This window comes from Pseudomonas sp. YQ_5, from assembly GCF_043103305.1.
Taxonomy (GTDB): domain Bacteria; phylum Pseudomonadota; class Gammaproteobacteria; order Pseudomonadales; family Pseudomonadaceae; genus Aquipseudomonas; species Aquipseudomonas putida_Y.
In genome coordinates this window covers 68,362-91,093 of the sequence record NZ_JBICJS010000066.1, presented here as the reverse complement: position 1 = coordinate 91,093, position 22,732 = coordinate 68,362, and the positions used below count along the sequence as shown (strand labels likewise).

Sequence of the window (22,732 nt, the reverse complement as noted above, 5' to 3'; positions counted from 1 at the left end):
GGCTCCCTGTCGGATTTTTCTCCGTGATCTGTAGTCATTGGTATATCGAGACAATAAGGAGATACGCATGCTTGTCCGGTCACTGACCCTCGCAACCTTGCTTGCTGTTGCCGGCCCCCTGTTTGCCGCAGACAGTGATGCGCCTCTAGCCAAGGAACTGGGCAAGGCCAGACCATTGGTGGTTATCGCTCCCAGCAGTGCCGACCCGACGTTGCGAGGGTTGAACAAGGCGCTCGAGGACCCGGCCACCCAGGCAGCGTTCAAGGAGCGCAACCTTGTCCTGTACAGCGTCGCCAACATGATGGGCAAGCGAGAGGACAAGAACCTCGAGCAGCAGACCACAATGGCCCTGATTCGGGAGCTGAAGCTGGGTGCGAGCAAGGGTACCAAGGTGATTCTGGTGGGCAAGGACGGTGAGCGGCACATGCTCAAGGACGACGACAGCGGCGAGGCCATCGACCCGCAGGTGATCTTCAAGGCGGTCGATGAACTGCCCGCCAGTGAAAAGGCACTGGCGGCGCCCGAGCCCGTAGCGGCGACCCCGCAAGCCAAGGCCAAGGACAGCAAGCCGGCCAAGCCCGCAGCCCCGCCCAAACCGCTGGAAGACTAAACACGGCTCATGGCCCCAGGGCACCTTGGGGCCCGTTGCCGGGTGGTGTGTATCGCACTGTATCTGCCTGTGCTGCAGACCTACTGCCATACAAAAGCGCGCCTGGCACGATACATCCCCGACAAACCGCAACGGCCTAATGGCTCCACTTTCCAACCCAGTGGAGCTGCATCATGACTCAAGCAAAAAACACCCTCGGCTTGCTCGGCGCCGCCCTGATCGGCAGCATGGCATTGAGCAACAGTGCGTTCGCCGTCGAGCCGCTGGCCCAAGGTTACCAACTGGCTTCGGCCAAAGTGGCCGGCGAGGGCAAGTGCGGTGAAGGCAAGTGCGGCGGCAGCGGCAAGGCTTCCCAAAGCGAAGGCAAGTGCGGTGAGGGTAAATGCGGCGCCGGCGCCAAGGCCGGGGCTGAGGGCAAGTGTGGTGAAGGCAAGTGTGGCGACGCCTCGTTCGCCAAAACCGACAGCAATCACGATGGCAAGGTCTCGCGCGATGAGTTTTTGGCGGTGGCCAAGGACCGTGCCCGTGATTTCGACATGATCGACCGCAACCATGACGGTTTCATCTCCGAGCAGGAAGCGGCGGATCATCTCAAGGCGATTTATCAGGCCAATGGCAAGGCCATGCCTGATGGCTTGTTCAGCCACCTGACCGGCAAGCCCTGACTTTCTACCCCATGAAATGCCACAACGCTCCTCCTGCTGGCCAGGTGGGGCGTTGTGCCTGTTGGAGAGCTTTTATGTTTCCCGCAATGTTGAACATCGGGCTAGGCCTGCGTCGCGGCCTGTTGCCGGAACTGCTGGCCATGGAGGCGGGTGCAGTGGACTTTCTGGAGTGTGCGCCGGAAAACTGGATTGCCGTGGGCGGCGCCTACGGCAAGGGCCTGGCCCAGCTGGCGGAGCGCTTTCCTGTCACCTGTCATGGGTTGTCTTTATCGCTGGGTGGCAGCGCGCCGCTGGACCGCCATTTTCTTGAGCAGACCCGGCAGTTTCTCGACCGATACCAGGTGCGACTGTACAGCGAGCACCTGAGCTATTGCAGTGATGACGGGCACCTGTACGACCTGATGCCCATCCCGTTCACCGATGAAGCCGTACGCCATGTGGCCGCGCGCATACGCCAGGCTCAGGAGCAGCTGGAGCGGCGCATTGCCGTGGAGAACATCAGCTACTATGCCGCGCCGTATCAGGCGATGAGCGAACTCGACTTCATCCGGGCGGTGCTTGATGAAGCTGATTGTGACCTGCTGCTGGACGTCAACAACGTCTATGTCAACGCCTGCAACCATGGTTACGACGCCCGGCAATTTCTTGCAGGCCTGCCCCAGGCGCGCGTGACCGGTATGCACGTTGCCGGGCATTACGATGAAGCGCCGGACCTCAAAGTGGATACCCACGGGGCCGCCGTGAAGGAAGATGTCTGGACACTGTACGCCACCGCTTGTGCGCGCTTCGGCGTACGGCCGACGGTGCTGGAGCGTGATTTCAACTACCCGCCCTTGGCCGAACTGTTGGCCGAGACGGCGCGTATGCGTGCTGTGCAATGCGCTGCCGGAGGGCAAGCAGATGAATGAGACCTTGCGTGCGCAGCAGTATGCCTTGGCCCGTCACCTGCGCGACCCGCAGCGCCATGCCCCGCCGCCCGGCATCGAGGCCCGCCGCCTGAGGGTTTACCGCGAATTGTTCTATGGCGCCATCGAAGGCTTGCTGGCAGGCAGCTTCCCGGTCATGCGCCAGGCGTTGGGCGAGCAGCGCTGGCATGCGCGAGTAGGTGATTTCTACGCCAGTTACCGTTGCCAGACGCCATTGTTTACCGAAATTGCCGAAACGTTCGTCGACTACTTGCAAGGTGTGGCGCTGGACACCCCTTGGCAGCTGGAGCTGGCGCATTATGAGTGGGTCGAGGCGCAGCTGTACCTGAGCGACGCCGAGGACCCGGCGCATGACCCTGATGGTGACCTGCTGGATGGGCAGCCGTTGTTGTCTTGTGTGGCGCGCGTGTTGGCCTATCGTTGGCCGGTGGACAGCATTGGCGTGGACTACCAGCCAACGGCTACCCCGGCGTCGCCAACCTTGCTGCTGGTTTATCGCGATGCCCGGTTGCAGGTGCGCTTTGCCCGGTTGGCCCCTATGGCGTACCGGTTGCTGGTGGAGCAGGGGACTGGAAGAGAGCGGCTGCAGGCATTGGGCGGGGATGTGCAGCAAGGGTTGGCATTGTTGCAGGCATTGCGCGAGCAGGGTGTCATTGTCGGAACCGTTTGAAGGCATTGGGGGCTGCGCAGCAGCCCCCGGTCCTTATCTGCCGAACCGCGTGCCAAGCCAATGATCGAGGCTAAGGCGCCCGGCGCCCTTGAGTAGCAGTGGCAGCAACGCTATCAGGTAGATCAGCGGCAATTTGTAATTGCCGAAGCCCTGGTCGGTAATGGCATAGCCTTGGGCCAGCTCCGCCAGGCCCGACCAGTGCGCCGGCCAGTGCACTGCCGCTATCGCTACAACGGTCACCACCATCAAACCCAGCGATGCCAGCCGGGTACCCAAGCCCAGCAACAGCAGCAGCGGCAGTACCAACTCGGCCCACATCGACAGCTGCCAGTTCAGCTCTGCGGGCAGCAGGTTGAAGGGGAACGGGAAGCTGGACTGCAGGTCGGCGAACCAGTTGCTGCCGTTGAATTTCTCCAGGCCGGATTCGAAAAACTCCCAGGCCAGAAATACCCGTAATGGCAAGTCGGCGCTCCAGCTGCCGATGCGATCAACGGTGGTCAGGGTACGGGTCAAGGTCGTCATGTGCGGTGCTCTCTTCAGGCAAGGGCGCGGGTGCTGCGGCGTTGTTTACGGGCCACTTTGGCGGTGAGCTTGACGGCGATGGCGCTGAACATCAGGGCGAACGCCAGCGGGTACCAGCCCCCCATGGGAATGCGTTTGTAGAACGACAGGCAGAACACCCCAGCCAGTACCCACATGCCGCTGCTGTGCAGCGCTTGCCAGGCACGGCCGCCCAACAGCCGCATGGGCGCCTTGAACGAGGTGGCGGTGAGCAGCAGCAAGAACAGGTAGCCGACCGTACCGGGCAGGCTGGACGTGAGCGTGCGGCCTGCCCAGAACAGTTCGGGGAACTGCTGGGCGTAGCGATAAATCAGCACGCCATGCACGGTGTGGGAGAACGCGAATGCCAACCCCAGGTAGCGTCGCTCCTGAAGGATGCGGCGGCTTGAGGTGCCAGGCAGCAAGGTCACCAGCGACGAGGCCAGGAACGCCAGCAAGAACAGTGCGAACGAGCTGCGTGCGGTGGCACGAATGGCACTGCGCAAGCCGTCCGGGTCAGGTTGGCTGGCCAGGACCACGGCGCTCATCGCCAGGGTCAGGCCGGCAAGGGCGGCGAACAGCTTCCAGCCGGAGGGCAAGGTGAAGGCTTTCATGAGGGTCTCCCGGGGTGTGGTTGTGTGACCGGGAGTGTCTCGAGGCGGGGTATCTGCAGTGTGTCAGGGGGATGCAGTTGTGTATCTGTTTGTAGAGGCGACCTCGCTTTTTACAGGAGCGGCCCGATCGAGATCCAAGGCCGTTCCTGCCAGCGATCGCAGATGCACTTCAGGTGAGTTCGATCTGCGCGCACAATCCGCCCTGTTCGCGGTTGCTCAGTGTCAGCCGCCCCCCCATGGCCTGGATCAGCTGGTGGGCAATGGCCAGTCCCAAGCCGGTGCCACCCGTGCTGCGATTGCGTGAACCTTCCACCCGGTAGAACGGCTTGAGCACTTCATCCAGCTCGTCACCGGGTATCCCTGGCCCGTTGTCGAGCACGCGGATGATGGTGGTACTGCCCTCGCAGGACACATGCAGCTCGGCAGCACCTGCAAACTTCAGGGCATTGTCGACCAGGTTCACCAGTACCCGACGCAGCGCATGCGGGCGGGTTTCCAGCAGGGTACCGCTGTTGCCGTGGCGTTCGACCTGGGCGCCGCTGTCCTGGTAGTCGAATACCAGGCTGTCGAGAAAGGCATCAAGGTTGACCCGGCATGTCGCTTCGGTGCTGCTGTCCATGCTGCGGGCATAAGCCACGCCTTCGCGCACCAGGTGTTCCATTTCATCCAGGTCGTTCCAGAACTTGTCCCTTTCGACCCCCTCATCCATCACTTCGACCCGCAACTTCATGCGAGTGATCGGTGTTTGCAGGTCGTGGGAAATGGCCGCCAGCAACTGCATGCGTTCCTTGAGGTGGGCAGCAATGCGCGCCTGCAGGGCGTTAAAGGCCACGGCAGCGTAGCGCACTTCGCGTGGGCCGCTTTCATCCAGTTGCACGCCGGGCTGGTCCGGGTCGAGGTTGTCCACGGCCTGGGCCAGACGGGTTAGCGGGCCGATGGCCAGGCGTACGGCCAGCCAAGTGCACAGCAACAGCACAGCGAGCTGAATCAGCAGCACCACGGGCAACCAACGGGCTACCGGGACCGGTGTTGGCGTTACGTCGATGGTCAGGGGCGCGCCGTCGGCCAGGTTCAGGTGTGCCTGGAAATGCGCATTGGGCCCAGGGATTTCCAGAAAGGTCAGGCGGTAGTCGCTGCCAATGGCCTTGACGATCGACGCGGCGGTCATCGGTGGGTCACTGCTCGGCATCGCTTCGCCGGCCAGGCCCTGGTCGAGGCGATAGCGATAGGTGCGCCGTTCCAGGCGCGGCAGCCAGGCGGCACGTTCGGCTGCGGGCAGGCGATCAAGGATGGCAACCGAGGTCGCCACGTCCTGCTCGAGGTTGCTGAGCATCATCGAGCGGCTGCTGATATAGCGCTCGTAGGCCTGCAGGCCAAACGACAGACCATAGGCCAACACCAGGCCGGTGAAGAAGATCAGTGCCAGGCGCGAGGCCAGGGTGCGTGGCCATTTCATGAGGGGGACTCGAGCAGTTGCACCGGCAGCGAGAACACGTAGCCCTCGCTGCGCACGGTCTTGATGCAGCTGGGCTCGCGGGCATCGTCACCCAGGCGCTGGCGCAGGCGGCTGACCAGCAAGTCGATGGAGCGGTCGAAGATGTCGGCTTCGCGGCCCTGGGTCAGGTTAAGCAGCTGTTCACGGCTGAGCACCCGCTGCGGGTGGTCGAGGAACACCCGCAGCAGGCGGTACTCGGCGCCGCTCAGGGCCACCAGGGTGCCTTCGCTGTCGAGCAGGTGGCGCGCGGTGGTGTCCAGGCGCCATTGACCGAAACCCAGCAGGCGGCTGCTTTCACTGATGGTCAGGTTGGGTGGCAGCATGCGTGTGCGGCGCAGCACGGCGTTGATGCGGGCGAGCAGTTCGCGGGCCGAGAACGGTTTGGTCAGGTAATCGTCGGCGCCCATTTCCAGGCCGATGATGCGGTCGGTTTCGTCATTGCGGGCGGTCAGCATCAGCACCGGCGTGTTGCGGTGCTTGCCGGCGCGCAGCTCGCGGCACAACAGCAGACCGTCGTCGCCGGGCATCATGATGTCGAGCACGATCAGGTCGACGCTGTTGGCTTCGAGAAAGGCGCGCATCTGCCGGCCATCGGCAACGATGCTGGTGCGCAGGCCGTTCTTCTTCAGGTAATTGCCGACCAGTTCGCGGATCTCGCGGTCGTCGTCGACGATCAGGATGTGATCGACGTGTTCCATGCGCTGGATTCCTGTGCAAAGGGGGTTGGGCGCAGTGTACCGAGCGCGTTCGCCCTTGCCTGCGGGAGTTTGTATTGCAGTGTATCTGGCACGGGCAGGGATACAGCAGGAAGCACATCACAACGCTGGACGACACATGCGCGATACCTGGCAGGCGTGAAATGGCTCTCGACCGGGGAGCAACACTCCCCCCCAATTGTTACTCAGGAGAGATGCCATGAACGTCAAGACTATCGCCAGCGCCAGCCTGTTCGCCGTGCTCAGCTTCGGCGCCATCGCTGCCCAGGCCAGCACTGCCCCGATGCAGGATGGCGGGGTCATGCAGTACCGCTACGGTGAGCCTCTGGATGTGAAGAAAGTGCTGTCGGTTCAGGATGACCAGAGTAACGCCTGTGGCCTGGTGAATACCCGAATGGACTACCTTGACTCCCATGGCCAGCGGCAAAGCGTGCAGTACCGCACCTACGCCACGGGCGGTTGCCATGACAACTGATCGCCGCCGGATGCTCAAGGCAGGCGGTTTTGCGCTGGCGCTGACGGGTCTTGGATTGGCTGGGCACCTGAAGGCCCGCGACAGCTACGGCGCCATGCCGTCGCTGTCCGGCGCCAGCCAGTGGTTGAATTCGGCGCCGCTGGATGCCCCGGGGCTCAAGGGCAAAGTGGTGCTGGTGGACTTCTGGACTTGGGACTGCATCAACTGCCGGCGCAGCCTGCCGCATGTGAATGAGTGGGCGCGGCGCTATGCCGATCAAGGGCTGGTAGTGGTGGGGGTGCATACGCCCGAGTACGACTACGAGCATGATGTCGGCACTTTGCGGAGCAAGGTTGCCCGGTTGGGTATCGGGTATCCGGTGGCGGTAGATAACGACTACAAGGTGTGGAATGCCTGGGGCAACCAGTTCTGGCCGGCGCATTACTTTGTCGACCGCAAGGGGCAGGTGCGCCATGTGCACTTTGGCGAGGGGGATTATGGCGGGCAGGAACAGGTGATACAGGCTTTGCTGGATGAAAAAGAGTGATTCTCCTGTTCCGGCCTCTTCGCGGGCATGCCCGCCCCCACAGGGAGAGTGCAATCAGTAACGTTTTCGCAGTACCTGTGGGAGCGGGCGTGCCCGCGAAGAAGCCAACACTGTTCTATCAGGTGAAACTGGCAAAGTGCGCCTGCATTCGTGCCGCATCCGCCTGCCGCCCGCTGAACAGCTCGAATGCCTTCACCGCCTGGAACACCGCCATGTTGCTGCCATCCAGCGTGCGGCAGCCCAGTGCCCGGGCCGCGCGCAGCAGTTCGGTCTCCAGCGGGAAGTAGATGATCTCGGCCACCCACAGGCGGGCATGCAGCAACTCCACCGGCAGTGGCGTGCCCGGTAGCTTGGCCATGCCCACTGGCGTGGTGTTGACCAGCCCGTCCGCCTCGGCCAGGGCTGTGGCCAGGTCGGTGCCAAGCACGGCGCGCCCTGCGCCGAAATGGCCGTTCAGGTTATCCACCAGCGCCTGCGCACGGGCTGCGTCCACTTCGAACAGCACCAGCCGCTCTACCCCTTCACCCAGCAGGGCATGGGCCACGGCCGAGCCAGCGCCACCAGCCCCCATCTGCACCACCTGGCGCCGTGCCGCACCGGGCAGGCCACGGCGCAAGCCTTCGGCAAAGCCCAGGCAGTCTGTGTTGTGGCCGACTCGCTTGCCGTCCTTGAGCACCACGGTATTTACCGCGCCGATACCACGGGCCTCGTCGGACAGTTCGTCGAGCAACGGCAGGATCGCCTGCTTGAACGGGTAGGTAATGTTCAGCCCGGTGAAGCCGGTATGTTGCGCGGCTTCGAGCAGGCCGGGCAGGGCGCTGTCGTCCAGTTGCAGCTGGTCGGCGTCGATCAGCCGGTACAAGTAGCGCAGGGCCTGGGCGTCGCCTTCGTGTTCATGCAGGGCCGGCGTACGTGACAGTTGAATGCCGCGGCCGATCAGGCCGGCGAGGATGGCTTGCTGGCTCATGCCGTACGCTCCTGCAGCAACTCGGCGAAGTGGCTCAGCGCCATGCGGTAGCCGTGGCTGCCCAGGCCGCAGATGACACCGACGGCGATGGACGATACGAACGACAAGTGACGGAACGGCTCGCGTTTGTGCACATTGGAGAGGTGCACCTCGATCACCGGCAGTTCGCTGGCCACCAGGGCATCGCGGATGGCCACCGAGGTGTGCGTCCAGGCGCCAGGGTTGATCACGATGCCGGCGCAGCGACCACGGGCAGCGTGGATCCAGTCGATCAGTTCGCCTTCGTGGTTGGTTTGGCGAAACTCGATTTCCAGGCCGTGGGCGTGGGCAGTATCGGCACATCCCTGAGCCAGGTCAGCGAGGGTTTCGTGGCCGTACTGGGCAGGCTCGCGGGTGCCCAGCATGTTCAGGTTGGGGCCGTTGAGCACGAGAATAAGGGGCTTCATGACGGGCATCGCTTTGTTGTTGTTGAATGCACGTAGTTTTGTACTGACTGGTTAGTTCCGTCAATTGGACAAGATCGTCGCACCGGGAAAGTGGGCGATTATCGAACTTCTTGGGCGTTCACCGTCCTGTGCCCAGCAGCACAAGGCTGCGCCTGCAAAGCAACGCAGCGCGTCATTACAAAATTGTAATCTTGCCGCCACCGCCCCGATAACAGGCCCTTTCTACAGTCCCTCGCCAATGCTTCGCCGAGAGGACCTGTGTCGTGCCCATCCCCCGCAAGATCGCCTTGCTCTGTCTGTTGCTGGCCAGTGCCACCGGCGCCCAGGCCAGCCAGGCGCTGAGCCTGCCCCAGGCGCTTGCCGCCGCTTTCGCCCAGAACCCGGAGCTGGCTGCAGCCGGCCGTGAAATTGGCATTGCCGATGGCGAATGGCGCCAAGCCGGGCTGATCCCCAACCCGGAGCTGGCCTGGGAGGTCGAGGACACCCGTCGCGACACCAGCACCACCACCGTCACCCTCAGCCAGCCGCTGGAACTGGGCGGGAAGCGCGGCGCGCGTCTCGCCGTGGCGGGGGCCGGCCAGGTCATTGCCCAGCTCGACCTGGAGCGCCAGCGCAACGCCCTGCGGGCCGATGTGGTGCAGGCTTTCCACGCTGCCTTGCGTGCGCAGACCGCGCTGGAGCTGGCGCAGCAGTCGCAGGCATTGACTGAACGCGGCCTGCGGGTGGTGCAAGGGCGGGTTACGGCAGGCCAGTCATCACCGGTGGAGGCCACCCGTGCCCAGGTGCAACTGGCCCAGGCCCAGACCGAAGTGCGCCGCGCGAAAACCCAGCGCAGCGTGGCCTACCAGGCCTTGGCCCGGTTGACGGGCAGCCCGCTGGCAAGCTTTGACCGGTTACAGGCGGCCAACCTTTCGCCAGGCATCGCGCCGGGTGCCGACACCTTGCTTGAACAGGTCGAACAGACCGTTGAATGGCGCCTGGCCGCTGCCCAGGTCGAGCGCGGCGATGCGTCCCTGGGTTCGGAAAAAGCCCAGCGTTTCCCCAACCTCACCGTCAGCCTTGGCAGCCAGTACAGCCGCGAAGACCGGGAGCGGGTGAACGTGGTTGGCCTGTCCATGCCGTTGCCGCTGTTCGACCGCAACCAGGGCAATGTCCTGGCGGCTGCGCGCCGTGCCGATCAGGCGCGCGACCTGCGCAATGCCGTGGAGCTGCGTCTGCGAAGTGAAACCCGCAGTGCCATCAGCCAGTGGGAGACGGCGATGCAGGACGTTGAAGCCTATGACCGCACCATCCTGCCGGCTGCGCAGCAGGCCGTGGACACCGCCACCCGCGGTTTTGAAATGGGCAAGTTCGCTTTTCTCGATGTACTCGACGCCCAGCGCACGCTGATCGAGGCACGCGGGCTGTACCTCCAGGCGCTGGCCTCGGCGACCGACGCGCGCGCACACGTGGAGCGGATCTACGGCGATCTTGATGGCCTGAGCAACAAACCCGATAGCAGGAGCAACAATGACTAACCCACGCAAGCTAGCCCTTCTGGCCACTGCCGTTGCGGCGCTTGGCCTCGCTGGCCTGGCCTGGACCGGCACCCTCGGCCAGGCGTCCAAGGCTCAAGCCCCCCATGACGACCATGGTCAAGACAGCCACGGCCACGCTGCAGAGCAGGCCGCCGAAGGCCCTGCAGAGGAGGGGCATGGCGAAGAAGAGGGCCAGTTGCACCTGTCTGTCGCGCAGATCGAATCGGCTGGCGTGCAACTGGCTGCCGCTGGCCCCCGTGAGTTGGGCACCGCCATCAGCTTCCCGGGTGAGATCCGCTTTGACGAGGACCGCACCGCACATGTGGTACCCCGCGTGCCGGGTGTGGTCGAAGCGGTGCAAGCCGAGTTGGGCCAGGCGGTCAGGCGCGGCCAGGTACTGGCGGTGATTGCCAGCCAGCAGATCTCCGACCTGCGCAGCGAACAGCAGGCCGCCCAGCGTCGTCTGGAACTGGCGCGGTTGACCTTTCAGCGGGAGCAACAGCTGTGGCAGGAGCGAATCAGCGCCGAGCAGGATTACCTGCAGGCGCGCCAGGCCCTGCAGGAGGCCGAGATCGCTCTGGCCAACGCTCGGCAGAAGGTCGCGGCGGTGGGCCCGGCCGGTGCCGGCAACCGCTATGAACTGCGCGCACCCTTCGATGCGGTCGTCGTGGAAAAGCACCTGACCGTGGGTGAGGTGGTCGACGCGACCAGCAACGCGTTCACCCTGTCCGACCTGAGCCGGGTGTGGGCCACCTTCGCCGTGGCCCCTCGTGACCTGGACAAGGTGGTGACCGGCCGCGATGTCAGGGTCAGTGCGCCGGACCTGGGCGCCGAGGTCCAGGGCAAGGTCAATTACGTCGGCAGCCTGCTCGGCGAGCAGAACCGCGCCGCCACTGTGCGCGCCACACTTGCCAATCCCAATGGCGCCTGGCGCCCCGGGCTGTTCGTCAACGTGGCGGTCAGCGTCGACCGCTTCGAGGCCGCCGTGGCGGTGCCGGAAAGCGCCCTGCAAACCTGGGAGGCGCAGACCGTGGTGTTTGCCCGCACTGCGGAAGGCTTCGAGGCGCGCCCGGTGAAGACTGGCCGCCGCGATGCTGGCCAGGTGGAAATCACCAGCGGCCTGGCCGCCGGTACTCAGGTTGCGGCCGCTGGCAGCTTTGTCCTCAAGTCGGAACTGGGCAAGGGCTCGGCCGAGCACAGCCACTGATCACGGGGACACCTGCATGTTCGAACGCCTGATTCAATTTGCCATCGAGCAGCGCCTGGTGGTGATGCTGGCCGTGGTCCTGATGGCCGCGGTGGGTATCCACAGCTACCAGAAACTGCCGATCGATGCTGTGCCGGACATCACTAACGTCCAGGTGCAGATCAACACCGCCGCCCCCGGCTATTCGCCGCTGGAGACCGAGCAGCGCATCACCTTTGCCATCGAAACCGCCATGGCCGGCCTGCCAGGGCTCAAGCAGACCCGCTCGCTGTCGCGCTCGGGCCTGTCGCAAGTCACGGTCATTTTCGATGATGGCACCGATATCTTCTTCGCCCGCCAACTGGTCAACGAGCGCCTGCAGGTGGCCCGCGAGCAATTGCCTGAGGGCATCGAGGCGGGCATGGGGCCGATCTCCACCGGCCTGGGGGAAATCTTCCTGTGGACGGTGGAAGCCCAGGAGGGGGCGCTCAAGGAAGACGGTACACCTTACACCCCAACCGACCTGCGGGTGATTCAGGACTGGATCATCAAGCCGCAGCTGCGCAATGTGCCGGGTGTGGCCGAGGTCAACAGCATCGGTGGCCATGCCAAACAATACCTGATTGCACCAGAGCCCAAGCGCCTGGCGGCCTACAAGCTCACCCTCAACGACCTGATTGCAGCGCTGGAGCGCAATAACGCCAACATTGGCGCTGGCTATATCGAGCGTAATGGCGAGCAGTTGCTGATTCGCGCGCCTGGCCAGGTGGCCTCGGCCGAAGACATTGCCAACATCGTTATTTCCAGCGTCGACGGCACGCCGATCCGCGTCAGCCATGTCGCCCAGGTTGGCCTTGGCCAAGAGCTGCGCTCGGGGGCAGCCACCGAAAACGGTCGGGAAGTCGTGCTGGGCACGGTGTTCATGCTGATTGGCGAGAACAGCCGCACGGTGTCGCAGGCGGTCGCTGCAAAACTGGTCGAGATCAATCGCAACCTGCCCAAGGGCGTAGTGGCAGTGACGGTGTACGACCGCACCCACCTGGTGGAGAAAGCGATCGCCACGGTGAAGAAGAACCTGATCGAAGGTGCAATCCTGGTGATTGCCGTGCTGTTCCTGTTCCTCGGCAACATCCGTGCTGCGCTGATCACGGCCATGGTTATCCCGCTGTCGATGCTGTTCACCTTTACCGGCATGTTCAGCAACAAGGTCAGTGCCAACCTGATGAGCCTGGGCGCGCTGGACTTCGGCATCATCGTCGACGGCGCGGTGGTGATCGTGGAAAACGCCATCCGTCGCCTGGCCCATGCCCAGCAGCGCCACGGTCGCATGCTGACCCGCGCCGAACGGTTCCATGAGGTGTTTGCCGCCGCCCGCGAAGCACGCCGGCCGCTGATCTATGGGCAGTTGATCATCATGGTGGTGTACCTGCCGATCTTTGCCCTGACCGGGGTCGAGGGCAAGATGTTCCACCCCATGGCCTTCACCGTGGTCATGGCCCTGTTGGGTGCGATGGTCCTCTCGGTCACGTTTGTTCCGGCGGCCATTGCCCTGTTCGTCACCGGCAAGGTCAAGGAGGAGGAAGGCCTGGTGATGCGTACGGCACGTCAGCGCTATGCCCCGGTGCTGGCCTGGGTGCTGGGCCGGCGCAAACTGGCGTTTGCTGCTGCCGCTGCCCTGGTGCTGTTGTCCGGCGTGGTGGCCAGCCGCATGGGCAGCGAGTTCATCCCCAGCCTCAGCGAGGGTGACTTCGCCCTGCAGGCCCTGCGAGTGCCGGGCACCAGCCTGTCGCAGTCGGTGGACATGCAGCAGCGTCTGGAGCAGGCGATCATCGCCCAGGTGCCCGAGGTGGAGCGGGTGTTTGCCCGCACCGGCACTGCCGAGATTGCCTCCGACCCGATGCCGCCGAACATTTCCGATGCCTACGTGATGCTGCGCCCGCGCGAACAATGGGTTGACCCGGGCAAGCCACGGGATGAACTGATCGCCCAGGTGCAACGTGCCGCTGCCAGTGTACCGGGCAGCAACTATGAGCTGTCGCAGCCCATTCAGCTGCGCTTCAACGAGCTGATTTCCGGGGTGCGCAGCGATGTGGCGGTGAAGCTGTTCGGAGATGACATGGAGGTGCTCAATCGCACAGCCGCGCAGATCGCCACCAGCCTGCAAGGGGTGCCAGGCGCGTCCGAGGTGAAGGTGGAGCAGACCACGGGCTTGCCGGTACTGACCATCGACATCGACCGCGACAAGGCCGCCCGTCATGGCCTGAATGTGGGCGATGTGCAGGACGCCATCGCCATTGCCGTGGGTGGCCGCACCGCCGGTACGCTGTATGAGGGCGACCGCCGCTTCGACATGGTCGTGCGCCTGTCGGAGACCTTGCGTACCGATGTCGACGGGCTGGCCAGCCTGCTGATTCCCGTACCGGCCAGTGCTGCTGAGGGGGCCGGGCAAATCGGTTTCATCCCGCTGTCGCAGGTAGCCACGCTGAACCTGCAGCTGGGCCCGAATCAGGTGAGCCGCGAGGATGGCAAGCGTGTGGTGGTGGTCAGTGCCAACGTGCGTGGACGCGACCTGGGCTCGTTTGTGCAAGAGGCCGAGCAAGCCCTGATCGACCAGGTGCAGGTGCCACCGGGGTACTGGACGCGTTGGGGAGGCCAGCTCGAGCAGTTGCAGTCGGCGGCCGAGCGCTTGCAGGTGGTGGTACCGGTAGCCTTGCTGCTGGTCATGGCACTGTTGCTGATGATGTTCAACAACCTCAGGGACGGCCTGCTGGTGTTCACCGGCATCCCCTTTGCCCTGACCGGCGGGGTGCTGGCGCTGTGGGCGCGTGATATTCCGCTGTCCATTTCTGCCGGGGTCGGGTTCATTGCATTGTCGGGAGTGGCAGTGCTGAACGGGCTGGTGATGATTGCCTTTATCCGCGGGCTGCGCGAGGAAGGGCGCACGCTGCGGGCGGCGGTCGAGGAGGGTGCGCTGACCCGATTGCGGCCGGTACTGATGACGGCGCTGGTGGCCTCGCTGGGGTTCATTCCGATGGCCTTGGCCACCGGGACCGGTGCGGAGGTGCAACGGCCACTGGCAACGGTGGTGATTGGCGGGATCTTGTCCTCTACAGCGCTGACGTTGCTGGTGTTGCCGGCGTTGTATCAGTGGACGTATCGGCGGGAAGAGCAGCAGGAAGGCTGAGCAGTCGGGGCTGCAAGGCAGCCCCGGAAATTTCAGACGGTGTTTCGGGTTCCGGCCCGCACACCGTCCATGCTCATGTCCTCATGCAAAGAAATCCGCGAAGTTTCCGGCAACGCCAAGCCGCCCACCAACGCCACCAGCGCAATCACCACCAGGTAGAACGCCGGTGCCAGGCTGCTGCCGGTTTGGCCGATGAGCCAGGTTGCCACCAGCGGCGCAGTGCCGCCAAATAGCGTGTAGGCCACGTTGTAGGTAATCGCCGAAGCGGTATAGCGGGTACGTGTAGGGAAACTTTCCGACAGCAATGCTGCGGTAACCACCCCACTGCACAGTGCCCCCACCGCTAGCAGGATCACCCCCAGCAACGCACCCGACATCGAGCCAGAGCTGGCCAGCCAGTACGCCGGGAACACGCTAAGCATCATCCACAGGCAGGTAAAACCGATGGTCTTGCGCCGCCCCACCCGGTCCGAAAATGCACCGGCCAGCGGGCAGCCCACGGCGGCGAACAGCAGGGCCACGGTGGTCACCAGCAGTGACTGCGCGCGGGTCAGGTTGCCGACCAGTTGCAGGTAGGTGGCGAAGTAGGTGGTGAACATGTAGAACGACAACGCGGTCAGCGAAATGAACGCCCCCAGGTTGCGGATGACCCGGCCATGGTGGCGCAGGGTTTCCTTCAGCGGTGAATGCTCGTGCTCCTTGCCTTGGGCGACGGCTTCGCGGAACGCCGGGGTTTCCTCCATGCGCCAGCGCAGGTACAGGCCGACCAGGCCCAGCGGTGCGGCAATCAGGAACGGAATGCGCCAGCCCCAGGCATTCATCGCCTCGGTCGACAGGCTGGCCTCCAGGCCATAAGCGATCACCGCTGCGCAGGCAAAGGCGGAAAAGGTCGACACAGGTACGAAGCTGCCATAAAAGGCGCGCTTGTCGTCAGGCGCGTGCTCCATCAGGTAGGCGCAGGCCCCGGCATATTCGCCACCGGCAGAAAACCCCTGCAGGCAGCGGGCCAGGGTCAGCAGCGCCGGGGCTGCCAGGCCGATGCTGGCATAGGTCGGCAGCAGGCCGATCAACGTGGTGGAGCCGGCCATCAGCAGGATGGTCAGCGACAGGATGCGCTTGCGACCCAGTCGGTCGCCCAAGGCACCGAAGACGATGCCGCCCAAGGGGCGCAGGGCGAAGGCCACGGCGAACACCGCGAAGGTTTTGAGCAAGGCCACGCTGGCGTCTTCGCTGGCAAAGAACTGGCTGGCGATCAGCGTGGCGAGAAAGCCGTACACGGCGAAGTCGAACCATTCGACGAAGTTGCCGATGGCCGAAGCGGCTATCACCCTGCGCAGGGTGGCGGGGGATACCTCATGATGTGCGGACATGCGGGAGCTCTCCGGTTTCCTTTGGCAGCCATGATGAAAGTGGCGCGGTAGGGCCGCGCCATCGTTATTGTGCTTGCCAGTAGATAGCCGGGCGCTGCAAGGCGCTTTGTCGAGGGCGACCTCGGTATACCTGATTCAACCGATGCAGCAGGTTACAGCCGGAGTGGCTCAAAAGGCCTGTCAGGCCGCACGCTCAAGCACATCCAGCAAATCGACAAATTCCAGGGCCAGTTTATGCCGTGGCGCCAAATGCACCAATGGCACCGAGGCATGGTGCGATTCACGCATCTTGATCGAACTGCTCAGGTACACCGGCAGCACCGGCAGGCCTTCGCTGCGCAGTTGATCGACCAGAGTCTGGTGCAGTGCGGTGCGGCCGGCGAACTGATTGACCACCACACCTTCCACCTGCAGCGCGGGGTTGTGGTCCTGGCGCAGTTCTTCGACCTCGGCCATGACACTGTGCAGGGCCTGGCGCGAGAAACTGTCGCAGTCGAACGGAATCAACAGACGCTCGGCCGCCACCAGCGCGCTGAAGGTGTAGAAGTTCAGTGCGGGCGGGGTGTCGATGTAGATCCGCTCGTAGTCCTCGCCCAGCGTCACCAGCAACTTGCGCAGCTTGTTGATCTTGAACTTGCTCTCCAGCTTGCTTTGCAGGTCGCTGAGGTCAGGGCTGGCGGTGACCAGGTGCAGGTTGCTGTAGCGGGTTTCGGTGATTGCCACGCGGTGCTTCTTGCCGGCGGCAGTAACCGGCGACAAGGTCTGGCGGAAGAAGTCGGCGATGCCGGCAGGAATGGTGTCGTTGGCCAGCCCGGTCAGGTAGAAGGTGGCATTGGCCTGTGGGTCGAGGTCGACCAGCAAGGTTCGGTAGCCCTCGGCGGCACTGGCTGCGGCGAGGTTGCAGGCAATGCTGGATTTGCCAACGCCACCTTTCTGATTGAAAACCACACGACGCATGAGACGCTCATCCATGAAGTGAAAATGTCAGGTCGGGGTCAATCCTATGACTGAAACGCTGCAGTTTTATGACAGGAATTGTTACAGGGCAGCGATGCATCGCTGCCTGTATCGGCATTTTCACGGGCGAGCCCGTTCCATGGTGACAACACAAGGCGTTCAGGCAAAAGCGACCCGGTTGCGCCCCTCTTGCTTGGCCCGGTAAAGCGCCCGGTCAGCCTCGCCCAATGCGTTCATGGGCTCGCCGTGCGTCTCGCCATCCCAGTGCGTCACCCCCAGCGAAATTGTCACTGCCCCCACCGGTTCCACCGGCATATCCTGTACGGTCACACGCAACCGTTCGGCCACTGCGGCCGCCACATTCAGGGTTGCCCCAGGCAGCAATATCAAGAACTCCTCGCCGCCGGTGCGACACAACAGGTCGCCCTCGCGGCAACAACGGCGCATGAGCTCCGCCAGCTGGCGCAGCACCTGGTCGCCCACTTCGTGTCCATGGCTGTCATTTATCCGCTTGAAATGGTCGATATCCAGCGCAATGGCTGCAAACTCCCGGTTTTCAGCTTCCAGTAACGACAGGCTGAATTCCAGGCTGCGGCGGTTGCCCAGGCCGGTCAGCGGGTCGGTCTGGGCGTCCCGATTGAGCCGGCCGATGCGTTCTTGCAGCAAGTTCAGGCTGAACAGCAATGCGCGCTTGAGCTCTGCCGCCTCGAAGTACCATGCCCGCACCTGATGCAAGCGTTCGGCGGTACCGGCGCGGTCCATCGTGCGGGCACTCGCGGCCAGTTTCCACAGCGGCCGGGCGATGGTACGAGCCAACCACCACAGCAGCAGGCTGCCAACCAGCGCCAAAGGCGCCGAACTGGCGACCACGTTCAGCACCAGATGGTTCAGCGGCGTCACCGTTTGCGCCAAAGGCTGCTGCGCTACCACGCCCCAGCCGGCGCTGGGTACAGTGGCGAAACCGGCGAGCATTTCCACGCCCAGGCTATTGGTTAGCTGCCGGGTACCGCTGTCCAGTGTCGCCAGCTGGTCAACCAGCGCATTGCCCTCCACCACCGTGCCTACCCGCTCGCTATTGGGGTGGTACAGCAGGCGTCGGTTGCGGTCGACCACATACAGGTACGAACCGTCCTTGTAGAAATGCTCGCCCAGCAGGCTGTTGAGGATGTTGTGTTCACGCAGGTACAGGCTGCCACCCACATACCCCAAGTAGCGGCCGTTGTTGTCGAAAATAGGTTGCGAAAGCACCACCACCAGGTTGTCGGCCGCCGACAGGTAGGGCGTGGAAACCAGTGGACGGCGTTCGTGCAGGGCTTCCTGAGCGCCGGGCGACTGCACGTGGGTGCCGATCAGGTGGCGTAGCGGGGCGGGGGATACTGCCAGCAGTACCCCGTTGGCATCGATCACGAAGGTGGAGTTGAAGGCCATGCTCTGGCCCAGTACGCGGTCAGTCTCTACCTGCAGCGCTGCGGTGTCGCTCAACTGTCGGCTTTGTACACCGGCGCTGAACATCAGTTGCTGCAAGGCGCTGCCAATGAAGGTTTCGGTGATGCTGGCCAGCTTTCTCGCGTACACCCGGTTGGCTTCCAGGGCATTGTCGATCAGTAGCTGGCGCTGCACCCGGTAGCTGGCGAAATAGCTGGCGCACAGCATGACCACTGCGGTCAGGGCGCAGAGCACCAGAATGAGTGTACGTAGATCCAGGCGCAATCCATGCTTGGTGTGTGGCAATCCTGACCTCGGGTGATCGTAAAGGGTTGCTGAACGGGAGTTACCTTAGCGGGTGGCGCTCAAGAGCCTGCCTTGTCCAGTGCATCAAGCTCATCTTCCACCTGTTGCATGCGCTGTTCGACCAAGGCCTGCACGCTCACATCGCGGGCGGTTTCGCGCATCAGCGCGGTGAGTTTTTCGCTCAAGCGTTTGCCGGCTTCGGTGTCTTCCAGGGCGCGCGCTTTGGCGGGGTCCTGGGTGGCGGCGACGATGGTGGCGAATTCGGCGTCGCTGAAGTTCTTTTCGCTGTACAGGCGGAACAGGTCCCGGCGCTGGTCCTCGACGGTCAGGTGCTTGCGCAGTACGTCCTGGATGGTCGCTTGCGACAGCTGCGGGTGAGTGCGGCCCAGCAGCGCGGACATGCGCTCGATGTTGTGCGTGTAGGCGTCCTGCAGCGGCAGCTGGGCGAGGATCTGTTCTTCACGGGAGGGTTTCTGGTCGCAGGCGGTGAGTGCAGCAGCCAGCAACAGCGGTAACAGCAACTTCGGGAGGCGAGGCATGGTGTGGCCTGGTCGGGCAGTGAAGACTGCCGATTATAGCGATGTCCGCCGTGCCGCGACGAGCCCTGTGATTTGCCTTGAGCGGCACACTGCGGTAGAACCGTGCGCTCCCGATCACACTGGCAACCGCCCGATGCCGAACTGGACCCTGCAACCTGTAGCGCGTGACGCCATTGCCGAAGTGCTGGCGTTTGTCGACAGCGCTCGCCGCGCGCTTTTTCCGATGCTCGCCAATGCACCCTTGCCGCGTGACCTTACGCATTTCGCCGACACTTACCTGGACGGCGCGGGTTGTTTTCTGGAAGCCCGTGAGGGTGAGCGGCTGGTCGCGGTGATAGGTTACTTGCCCTATGACCAGCGCTTTGCCCAGCTTGATTACCGCGCAGAGCGGGTAGTCGAGGTGGTGCGGCTGTTCGTGTTGCCGGCCTACCGCAGGCATGGCCTGGCGGCTGCCTTGTTTGGTGCCTTGCGCGAACGGGCGATGCAAGCGGGCGTCGACTGCCTTTACCTGCATACTCATCCGTTTCTGCCGGGCGCCATTGCGTTCTGGGAGCGGCAAGGGTTCACGCTGGTGGATGTGGAGCAAGACCCGGTGTGGCAGACCACGCACATGCAGTTGCGATTACGCTGACCTGTGGGAACGTGCCTGTTGGCAATGACGCAACAGCATGGGCAGGGCTACTTGGTTCAGGGGGCGCGAAAGCGCAGGATGCGCGCGCCGTCGAAAGGGTCGGTGAGGTAGTGGGCGTGGACGCCGAAGGTGCTCAGCAGGCGCTTGGGGGTAAGCACCTCGAAGGGTTTGCCGAGGGCGATCAGGCGGCCTTTGTCAAGAACCGCGACACGGTCGCAGGTCAGCGCCTGGTTGAGGTCATGCAGCGCCACCAGGGTGGTTACCGGCAGCGCCTGCACTTGTTGCAGCAGGCTTAGCTGATGCTGGATGTCCAGGTGGTTGGTCGGCTCGTCCAGTAGCAGCACCTGCGGCCGTTGGGCCAGCGCGCGGGCAATGTGTACACGCTGGCGCTCGCCACCGGACAGCGACCCCCACAGGCGCGTGCGCAGGTGCAGGGCATCGAGGTCGGTCAGGGCTTGCTCGACGATGGCGCGGTCCTGCCGCGAGAACGGTGCCAGGGCCGAGAGCCAGGGTGTGCGGCCCAAGGCAACCGCGTCGAACACGCTGATCGCATCGAGGGTGTCGGCCTGTTGCTCGACCAGCGCCAGCGCTTGGGCAACACGGCGGCGGGGCATCTGTGCCAGCGGTTCACCCAAGAGCTGTACGCTGCCGCAGGCCGGTTTGCGCAACCCTGCCAGCACCTTCAGTAGCGAGGATTTGCCCGAGCCGTTAGGGCCGACGATGCCCAGGGTTTCACCGGCGACAACGCTGAGGTCGATATCGCTGAGCACGGTATTGCCGGCCAGTTGCAGCCCCAGCCCATGGCAGGCCAGCGGAGGGATGCGAACTGCTGTCATGGCGGTCATGGGCGCCCCCGACGGCTGACCAGAATCAGCGCGAATACGGGGGCACCGATCAGCGCAGTCACCACGCCCACCGGGATCACCTGGCCGGTGATCAACGTGCGTGAAAGAATGTCTGCCGCAATCAGGAACAGCGCACCGCCCAGTGCGCTGGCGGGCAACAGACGGCTGTGCCCGGGGCCGAGCAGAAGGCGCAGAGCATGGGGTATAACCAGCCCGACAAACCCGATGGCGCCGACAATGGACACCATCACAGCTGTCACCAGCGCTGCACAACTGATCAGCAGCAACTGGGTGCGCCGCACCGGGATGCCCAGCGAGGCGGCCGAATCGGTACCGAAGGTGAAGGCATCCAGCGCACGGCGGTGCCACAGGCACACCAGCAAACCGAAAATCGCCACCGGCACAGCCAGCCACACCGAAGGCCAGCGCACGCCGCTCAGGTTGCCCAGCAGCCAGAACAGGATGCCGCGCGCCTGCTCGGCGGTGGCCGACTTGGTGATCAGGAAGGCAGTCAGTGCATTGAACAGCTGCGAGCCGGCGATACCGGCAAGGATCACCTGGGCGTTGTTGCTGCTTGGGCCGGCCGCGCGAGCCAGCACCAATACCAAGGCGAATGCGGCCACGGCACCGATGAAAGCCCCTGCGGACATGCTTAATGCCAGGCTACCCAGGCCCAGCAGGCCGACGAGTACCGCGCCGGTCGAGGCACCGGCAGACAGCCCCAGCAAGTAGGGCTCGGCCAGTGGGTTGCGCAACATCGCCTGCAGGATGACACCGCAGGTGGCCAGCCCGGCGCCACAAGCGGCTGCGACCAGGGTGCGGGTCAGGCGGTAGTTCCAGACGATGCCGGCGTCGATCGGGTCCACCGGGAAGTCGGCTTGCCACAGGTGGTTGGCCAGCACCTGGCCGACCACGCTGGGCGACAGGCTGGTTTCGCCGATGGCGGTGCCGGCCAGCAGGGCAGCCAACAGGGCGGCCAGGGCAACGGCGATGCAGGGTAACAGGCGAATCATCACTGGGCTGCTTTACCGCTGGCGAAGGCCGTGGACAGCGTTTGAACGCCGCGGAACAGGCGGATACCGGCCTGCATGGCGTCGGCGTCAAGGATAATGATGCGGTCGTGCTTCACTGCGTCCATGTTGCGGGTTACCGGATCACTGCGCAGGAATTCGAGCTTTTTCTGGTAGTCGTCGGCGGGGAAACGGCGGCGGTCCATGCGCGCGATGATCAGCCAGGTCGGATTGGCCTTGGCCAGGGTTTCCCACCCTACGCTTGGCCATTCTTCGCTGGACTCGACCACGTTGCGCACACCAAGGGTGCGCAGCATGAAGTCGGCGACACCCTGGCGGCCGGCCACATAGGGGTCGATGTGAAGGTCGGCGCTGGAGAACCAGAACAGCGCCGAAGTTGCCGACAAGTCCTTGCCGGCCAGCCGCGCCCTGGCGCTGTCCAGATGCCCTTGCAACTCGGCGTTCAGGGCCGCACCGCGGTCCTGAACGTCGAAGATCTCGGCCAGTTGACTGACGCTCTTGTAGATGCTGTCTACCTGGAACGCTTGCAGGCGGGTGCCGTCTGCACCGACCAGGTTGTCCTTGCCTTCGCAGTCCGATGGCAGCACGTAGGTGGGGATCTTCAGTTCATCGAACTGCTCGCGGGTGGCGACCGAGCCCTGGGCACCGACCATCCATTCGAACTGCACCGCGACCAGCTGCGGGTGCTTGCCGACCACCGCCTCGAAGCTGGGTTCGTTGTCGGCCAGGCGTGGAACCTTGGCGTTCACTGCCTGGTATTCAGGCAATACGTTGTTGAACCACAGCGCGGTGCCCGCCAGCTTGTCACCCAGCCCCAAGGCATAGAGCAGCTCGGTACCGGCCTGGCCGATGGTGACGGCGCGCTGCGGTGCCTGAGCAAAAGTCTGCGGCTTGCCGCAGTTGTCGACCGTCAGCGGGTAGTGGGTGGCAGCGGCCTGGGCCAGGCCGGTGAGGCCTAGGCCCGCGAGCAGGGTGGCGAAACGGGGCAGCATGCTGGGCGATCTCCTATCGGACAGTTCTGGTGAGGAACGCACGGACAGGCATCGCCGAGCCCCAGCGGGTGGCTGGGGCAACACTGACGGCCAATCCCG

23 protein-coding genes are annotated in these 22,732 nt (G+C 64.0%); 10 read left to right on the top strand and 13 right to left on the bottom strand.

What is annotated here, in order from left to right; translation table 11 throughout:
* Window positions 1–67 precede the first annotated feature (67 nt).
* The 4 genes from ACF8EA_RS16680 (at window position 68) to ACF8EA_RS16665 (ending at window position 2,871) form a co-directional block, all read left to right on the top strand.
* Window positions 68–610, top strand: coding sequence for a DUF4174 domain-containing protein (locus ACF8EA_RS16680; protein ID WP_252459286.1), 543 nt, complete (start codon window positions 68–70; stop codon window positions 608–610).
* Between the two features lie 173 nt (window positions 611–783).
* Window positions 784–1,275, top strand: coding sequence for an EF-hand domain-containing protein (locus tag ACF8EA_RS16675; RefSeq protein ID WP_325948257.1), 492 nt, complete (start codon window positions 784–786; stop codon window positions 1,273–1,275).
* 74 nt (window positions 1,276–1,349) lie between these two features.
* Complete coding sequence (locus ACF8EA_RS16670) at window positions 1,350–2,183, top strand: DUF692 domain-containing protein (RefSeq protein WP_274148376.1); 834 nt, start codon at window positions 1,350–1,352, stop codon at window positions 2,181–2,183.
* Complete coding sequence (locus ACF8EA_RS16665) at window positions 2,176–2,871, top strand: putative DNA-binding domain-containing protein (RefSeq protein ID WP_319297917.1); 696 nt, start codon at window positions 2,176–2,178, stop codon at window positions 2,869–2,871. Before ACF8EA_RS16670 ends, ACF8EA_RS16665 begins: the two co-directional genes overlap by 8 nt.
* A 33-nt stretch (window positions 2,872–2,904) precedes the next feature.
* On the opposite strand, the gene ACF8EA_RS16660 is transcribed toward ACF8EA_RS16665, so the two are convergent.
* The 4 genes from ACF8EA_RS16660 to ACF8EA_RS16645 all read right to left on the bottom strand — a co-directional run bounded on the left by ACF8EA_RS16660 (window position 2,905) and on the right by ACF8EA_RS16645 (window position 6,218).
* The gene (locus ACF8EA_RS16660) at window positions 2,905–3,393 is read right to left on the bottom strand and encodes a DoxX family protein (RefSeq protein ID WP_021782826.1); all 489 of its coding nucleotides are present in this window, start codon (window positions 3,391–3,393) and stop codon (window positions 2,905–2,907) included.
* Between the two features lie 14 nt (window positions 3,394–3,407).
* Window positions 3,408–4,025 (bottom strand): ferric reductase-like transmembrane domain-containing protein, encoded by a 618-nt coding sequence (locus ACF8EA_RS16655; RefSeq protein ID WP_021782825.1) that lies wholly within the window; start codon window positions 4,023–4,025, stop codon window positions 3,408–3,410.
* Between the two features lie 169 nt (window positions 4,026–4,194).
* Complete coding sequence (locus ACF8EA_RS16650) at window positions 4,195–5,481, bottom strand: sensor histidine kinase (protein WP_392522668.1); 1,287 nt, start codon at window positions 5,479–5,481, stop codon at window positions 4,195–4,197.
* Window positions 5,478–6,218, bottom strand: a complete 741-nt coding sequence (locus ACF8EA_RS16645; RefSeq protein ID WP_003250463.1) for a response regulator — start codon at window positions 6,216–6,218, stop codon at window positions 5,478–5,480. The genes ACF8EA_RS16650 and ACF8EA_RS16645 overlap by 4 nt, the downstream gene beginning before the upstream one ends.
* A 217-nt stretch (window positions 6,219–6,435) precedes the next feature.
* Between ACF8EA_RS16645 and ACF8EA_RS16640 the strand changes: the two genes are divergently transcribed.
* Together ACF8EA_RS16640 and ACF8EA_RS16635 are read left to right on the top strand one after the other, a co-directional pair.
* On the top strand, window positions 6,436–6,711 hold the full coding sequence (locus ACF8EA_RS16640) for a DUF2790 domain-containing protein (RefSeq protein WP_021782823.1): 276 nt from the start codon (window positions 6,436–6,438) through the stop codon (window positions 6,709–6,711).
* Window positions 6,712–6,721: 10 nt separating this feature from the next.
* A complete protein-coding gene (locus tag ACF8EA_RS16635; RefSeq protein ID WP_135192375.1) occupies window positions 6,722–7,237 on the top strand; it encodes a thioredoxin family protein in 516 nt (171 codons plus the stop codon).
* A 118-nt stretch (window positions 7,238–7,355) separates the two neighbouring features.
* Here the strand turns inward: ACF8EA_RS16635 and ACF8EA_RS16630 are convergent, their stop codons facing one another.
* Window positions 7,356–8,204: a shikimate dehydrogenase gene (locus tag ACF8EA_RS16630; protein WP_392522667.1), complete on the bottom strand. Its 849-nt coding sequence runs from the start codon at window positions 8,202–8,204 to the stop codon at window positions 7,356–7,358.
* Complete coding sequence (aroQ, locus tag ACF8EA_RS16625) at window positions 8,201–8,650, bottom strand: type II 3-dehydroquinate dehydratase (protein ID WP_021782820.1); 450 nt, start codon at window positions 8,648–8,650, stop codon at window positions 8,201–8,203. The genes ACF8EA_RS16630 and aroQ overlap by 4 nt, the downstream gene beginning before the upstream one ends.
* 263 nt (window positions 8,651–8,913) lie before the next feature.
* On the opposite strand from aroQ, the gene ACF8EA_RS16620 reads away from it, so the two are divergent.
* From ACF8EA_RS16620 to ACF8EA_RS16610, 3 genes are read left to right on the top strand one after another with little or no spacing between them, the layout of a single operon-like run.
* Window positions 8,914–10,167: a TolC family protein gene (locus ACF8EA_RS16620; RefSeq protein WP_392522666.1), complete on the top strand. Its 1,254-nt coding sequence runs from the start codon at window positions 8,914–8,916 to the stop codon at window positions 10,165–10,167.
* Window positions 10,160–11,374, top strand: coding sequence for an efflux RND transporter periplasmic adaptor subunit (locus tag ACF8EA_RS16615; protein ID WP_392522665.1), 1,215 nt, complete (start codon window positions 10,160–10,162; stop codon window positions 11,372–11,374). Before ACF8EA_RS16620 ends, ACF8EA_RS16615 begins: the two co-directional genes overlap by 8 nt.
* Before the next feature lie 16 nt (window positions 11,375–11,390).
* The gene (locus tag ACF8EA_RS16610; RefSeq protein WP_392522663.1) at window positions 11,391–14,537 is read left to right on the top strand and encodes an efflux RND transporter permease subunit; all 3,147 of its coding nucleotides are present in this window, start codon (window positions 11,391–11,393) and stop codon (window positions 14,535–14,537) included.
* 32 nt (window positions 14,538–14,569) lie between these two features.
* Here the strand turns inward: ACF8EA_RS16610 and ACF8EA_RS16605 are convergent, their stop codons facing one another.
* The 4 genes from ACF8EA_RS16605 to ACF8EA_RS16590 form a co-directional block, all read right to left on the bottom strand.
* Complete coding sequence (locus ACF8EA_RS16605; RefSeq protein WP_021782816.1) at window positions 14,570–15,907, bottom strand: MFS transporter; 1,338 nt, start codon at window positions 15,905–15,907, stop codon at window positions 14,570–14,572.
* Window positions 15,908–16,087: 180 nt separating this feature from the next.
* Complete coding sequence (locus ACF8EA_RS16600; protein WP_392522662.1) at window positions 16,088–16,864, bottom strand: ParA family protein; 777 nt, start codon at window positions 16,862–16,864, stop codon at window positions 16,088–16,090.
* Window positions 16,865–17,023: 159 nt separating this feature from the next.
* Window positions 17,024–18,595 (bottom strand): diguanylate cyclase, encoded by a 1,572-nt coding sequence (locus tag ACF8EA_RS16595; protein ID WP_392522660.1) that lies wholly within the window; start codon window positions 18,593–18,595, stop codon window positions 17,024–17,026.
* Window positions 18,596–18,654: 59 nt separating this feature from the next.
* Window positions 18,655–19,134 carry a hypothetical protein gene (locus tag ACF8EA_RS16590; RefSeq protein ID WP_392522658.1) on the bottom strand — a complete coding sequence of 160 codons (480 nt, stop codon included), beginning with the start codon at window positions 19,132–19,134 and terminating at the stop codon, window positions 18,655–18,657.
* 133 nt (window positions 19,135–19,267) lie between these two features.
* On the opposite strand from ACF8EA_RS16590, the gene ACF8EA_RS16585 reads away from it, so the two are divergent.
* Window positions 19,268–19,765, top strand: coding sequence for a GNAT family N-acetyltransferase (locus ACF8EA_RS16585; protein WP_392522656.1), 498 nt, complete (start codon window positions 19,268–19,270; stop codon window positions 19,763–19,765).
* A 56-nt stretch (window positions 19,766–19,821) separates the two neighbouring features.
* Here ACF8EA_RS16585 and ACF8EA_RS16580 read toward each other — a convergent pair whose 3' ends face one another.
* From ACF8EA_RS16580 to ACF8EA_RS16570, 3 genes are read right to left on the bottom strand one after another with little or no spacing between them, the layout of a single operon-like run.
* Complete coding sequence (locus ACF8EA_RS16580; protein ID WP_392522654.1) at window positions 19,822–20,610, bottom strand: ABC transporter ATP-binding protein; 789 nt, start codon at window positions 20,608–20,610, stop codon at window positions 19,822–19,824.
* Window positions 20,607–21,623: a FecCD family ABC transporter permease gene (locus ACF8EA_RS16575; RefSeq protein ID WP_392522652.1), complete on the bottom strand. Its 1,017-nt coding sequence runs from the start codon at window positions 21,621–21,623 to the stop codon at window positions 20,607–20,609. Before ACF8EA_RS16575 ends, ACF8EA_RS16580 begins: the two co-directional genes overlap by 4 nt.
* Complete coding sequence (locus ACF8EA_RS16570; RefSeq protein ID WP_103444105.1) at window positions 21,623–22,633, bottom strand: ABC transporter substrate-binding protein; 1,011 nt, start codon at window positions 22,631–22,633, stop codon at window positions 21,623–21,625. The genes ACF8EA_RS16575 and ACF8EA_RS16570 overlap by 1 nt, the downstream gene beginning before the upstream one ends.
* Window positions 22,634–22,732 lie beyond the last annotated feature (99 nt).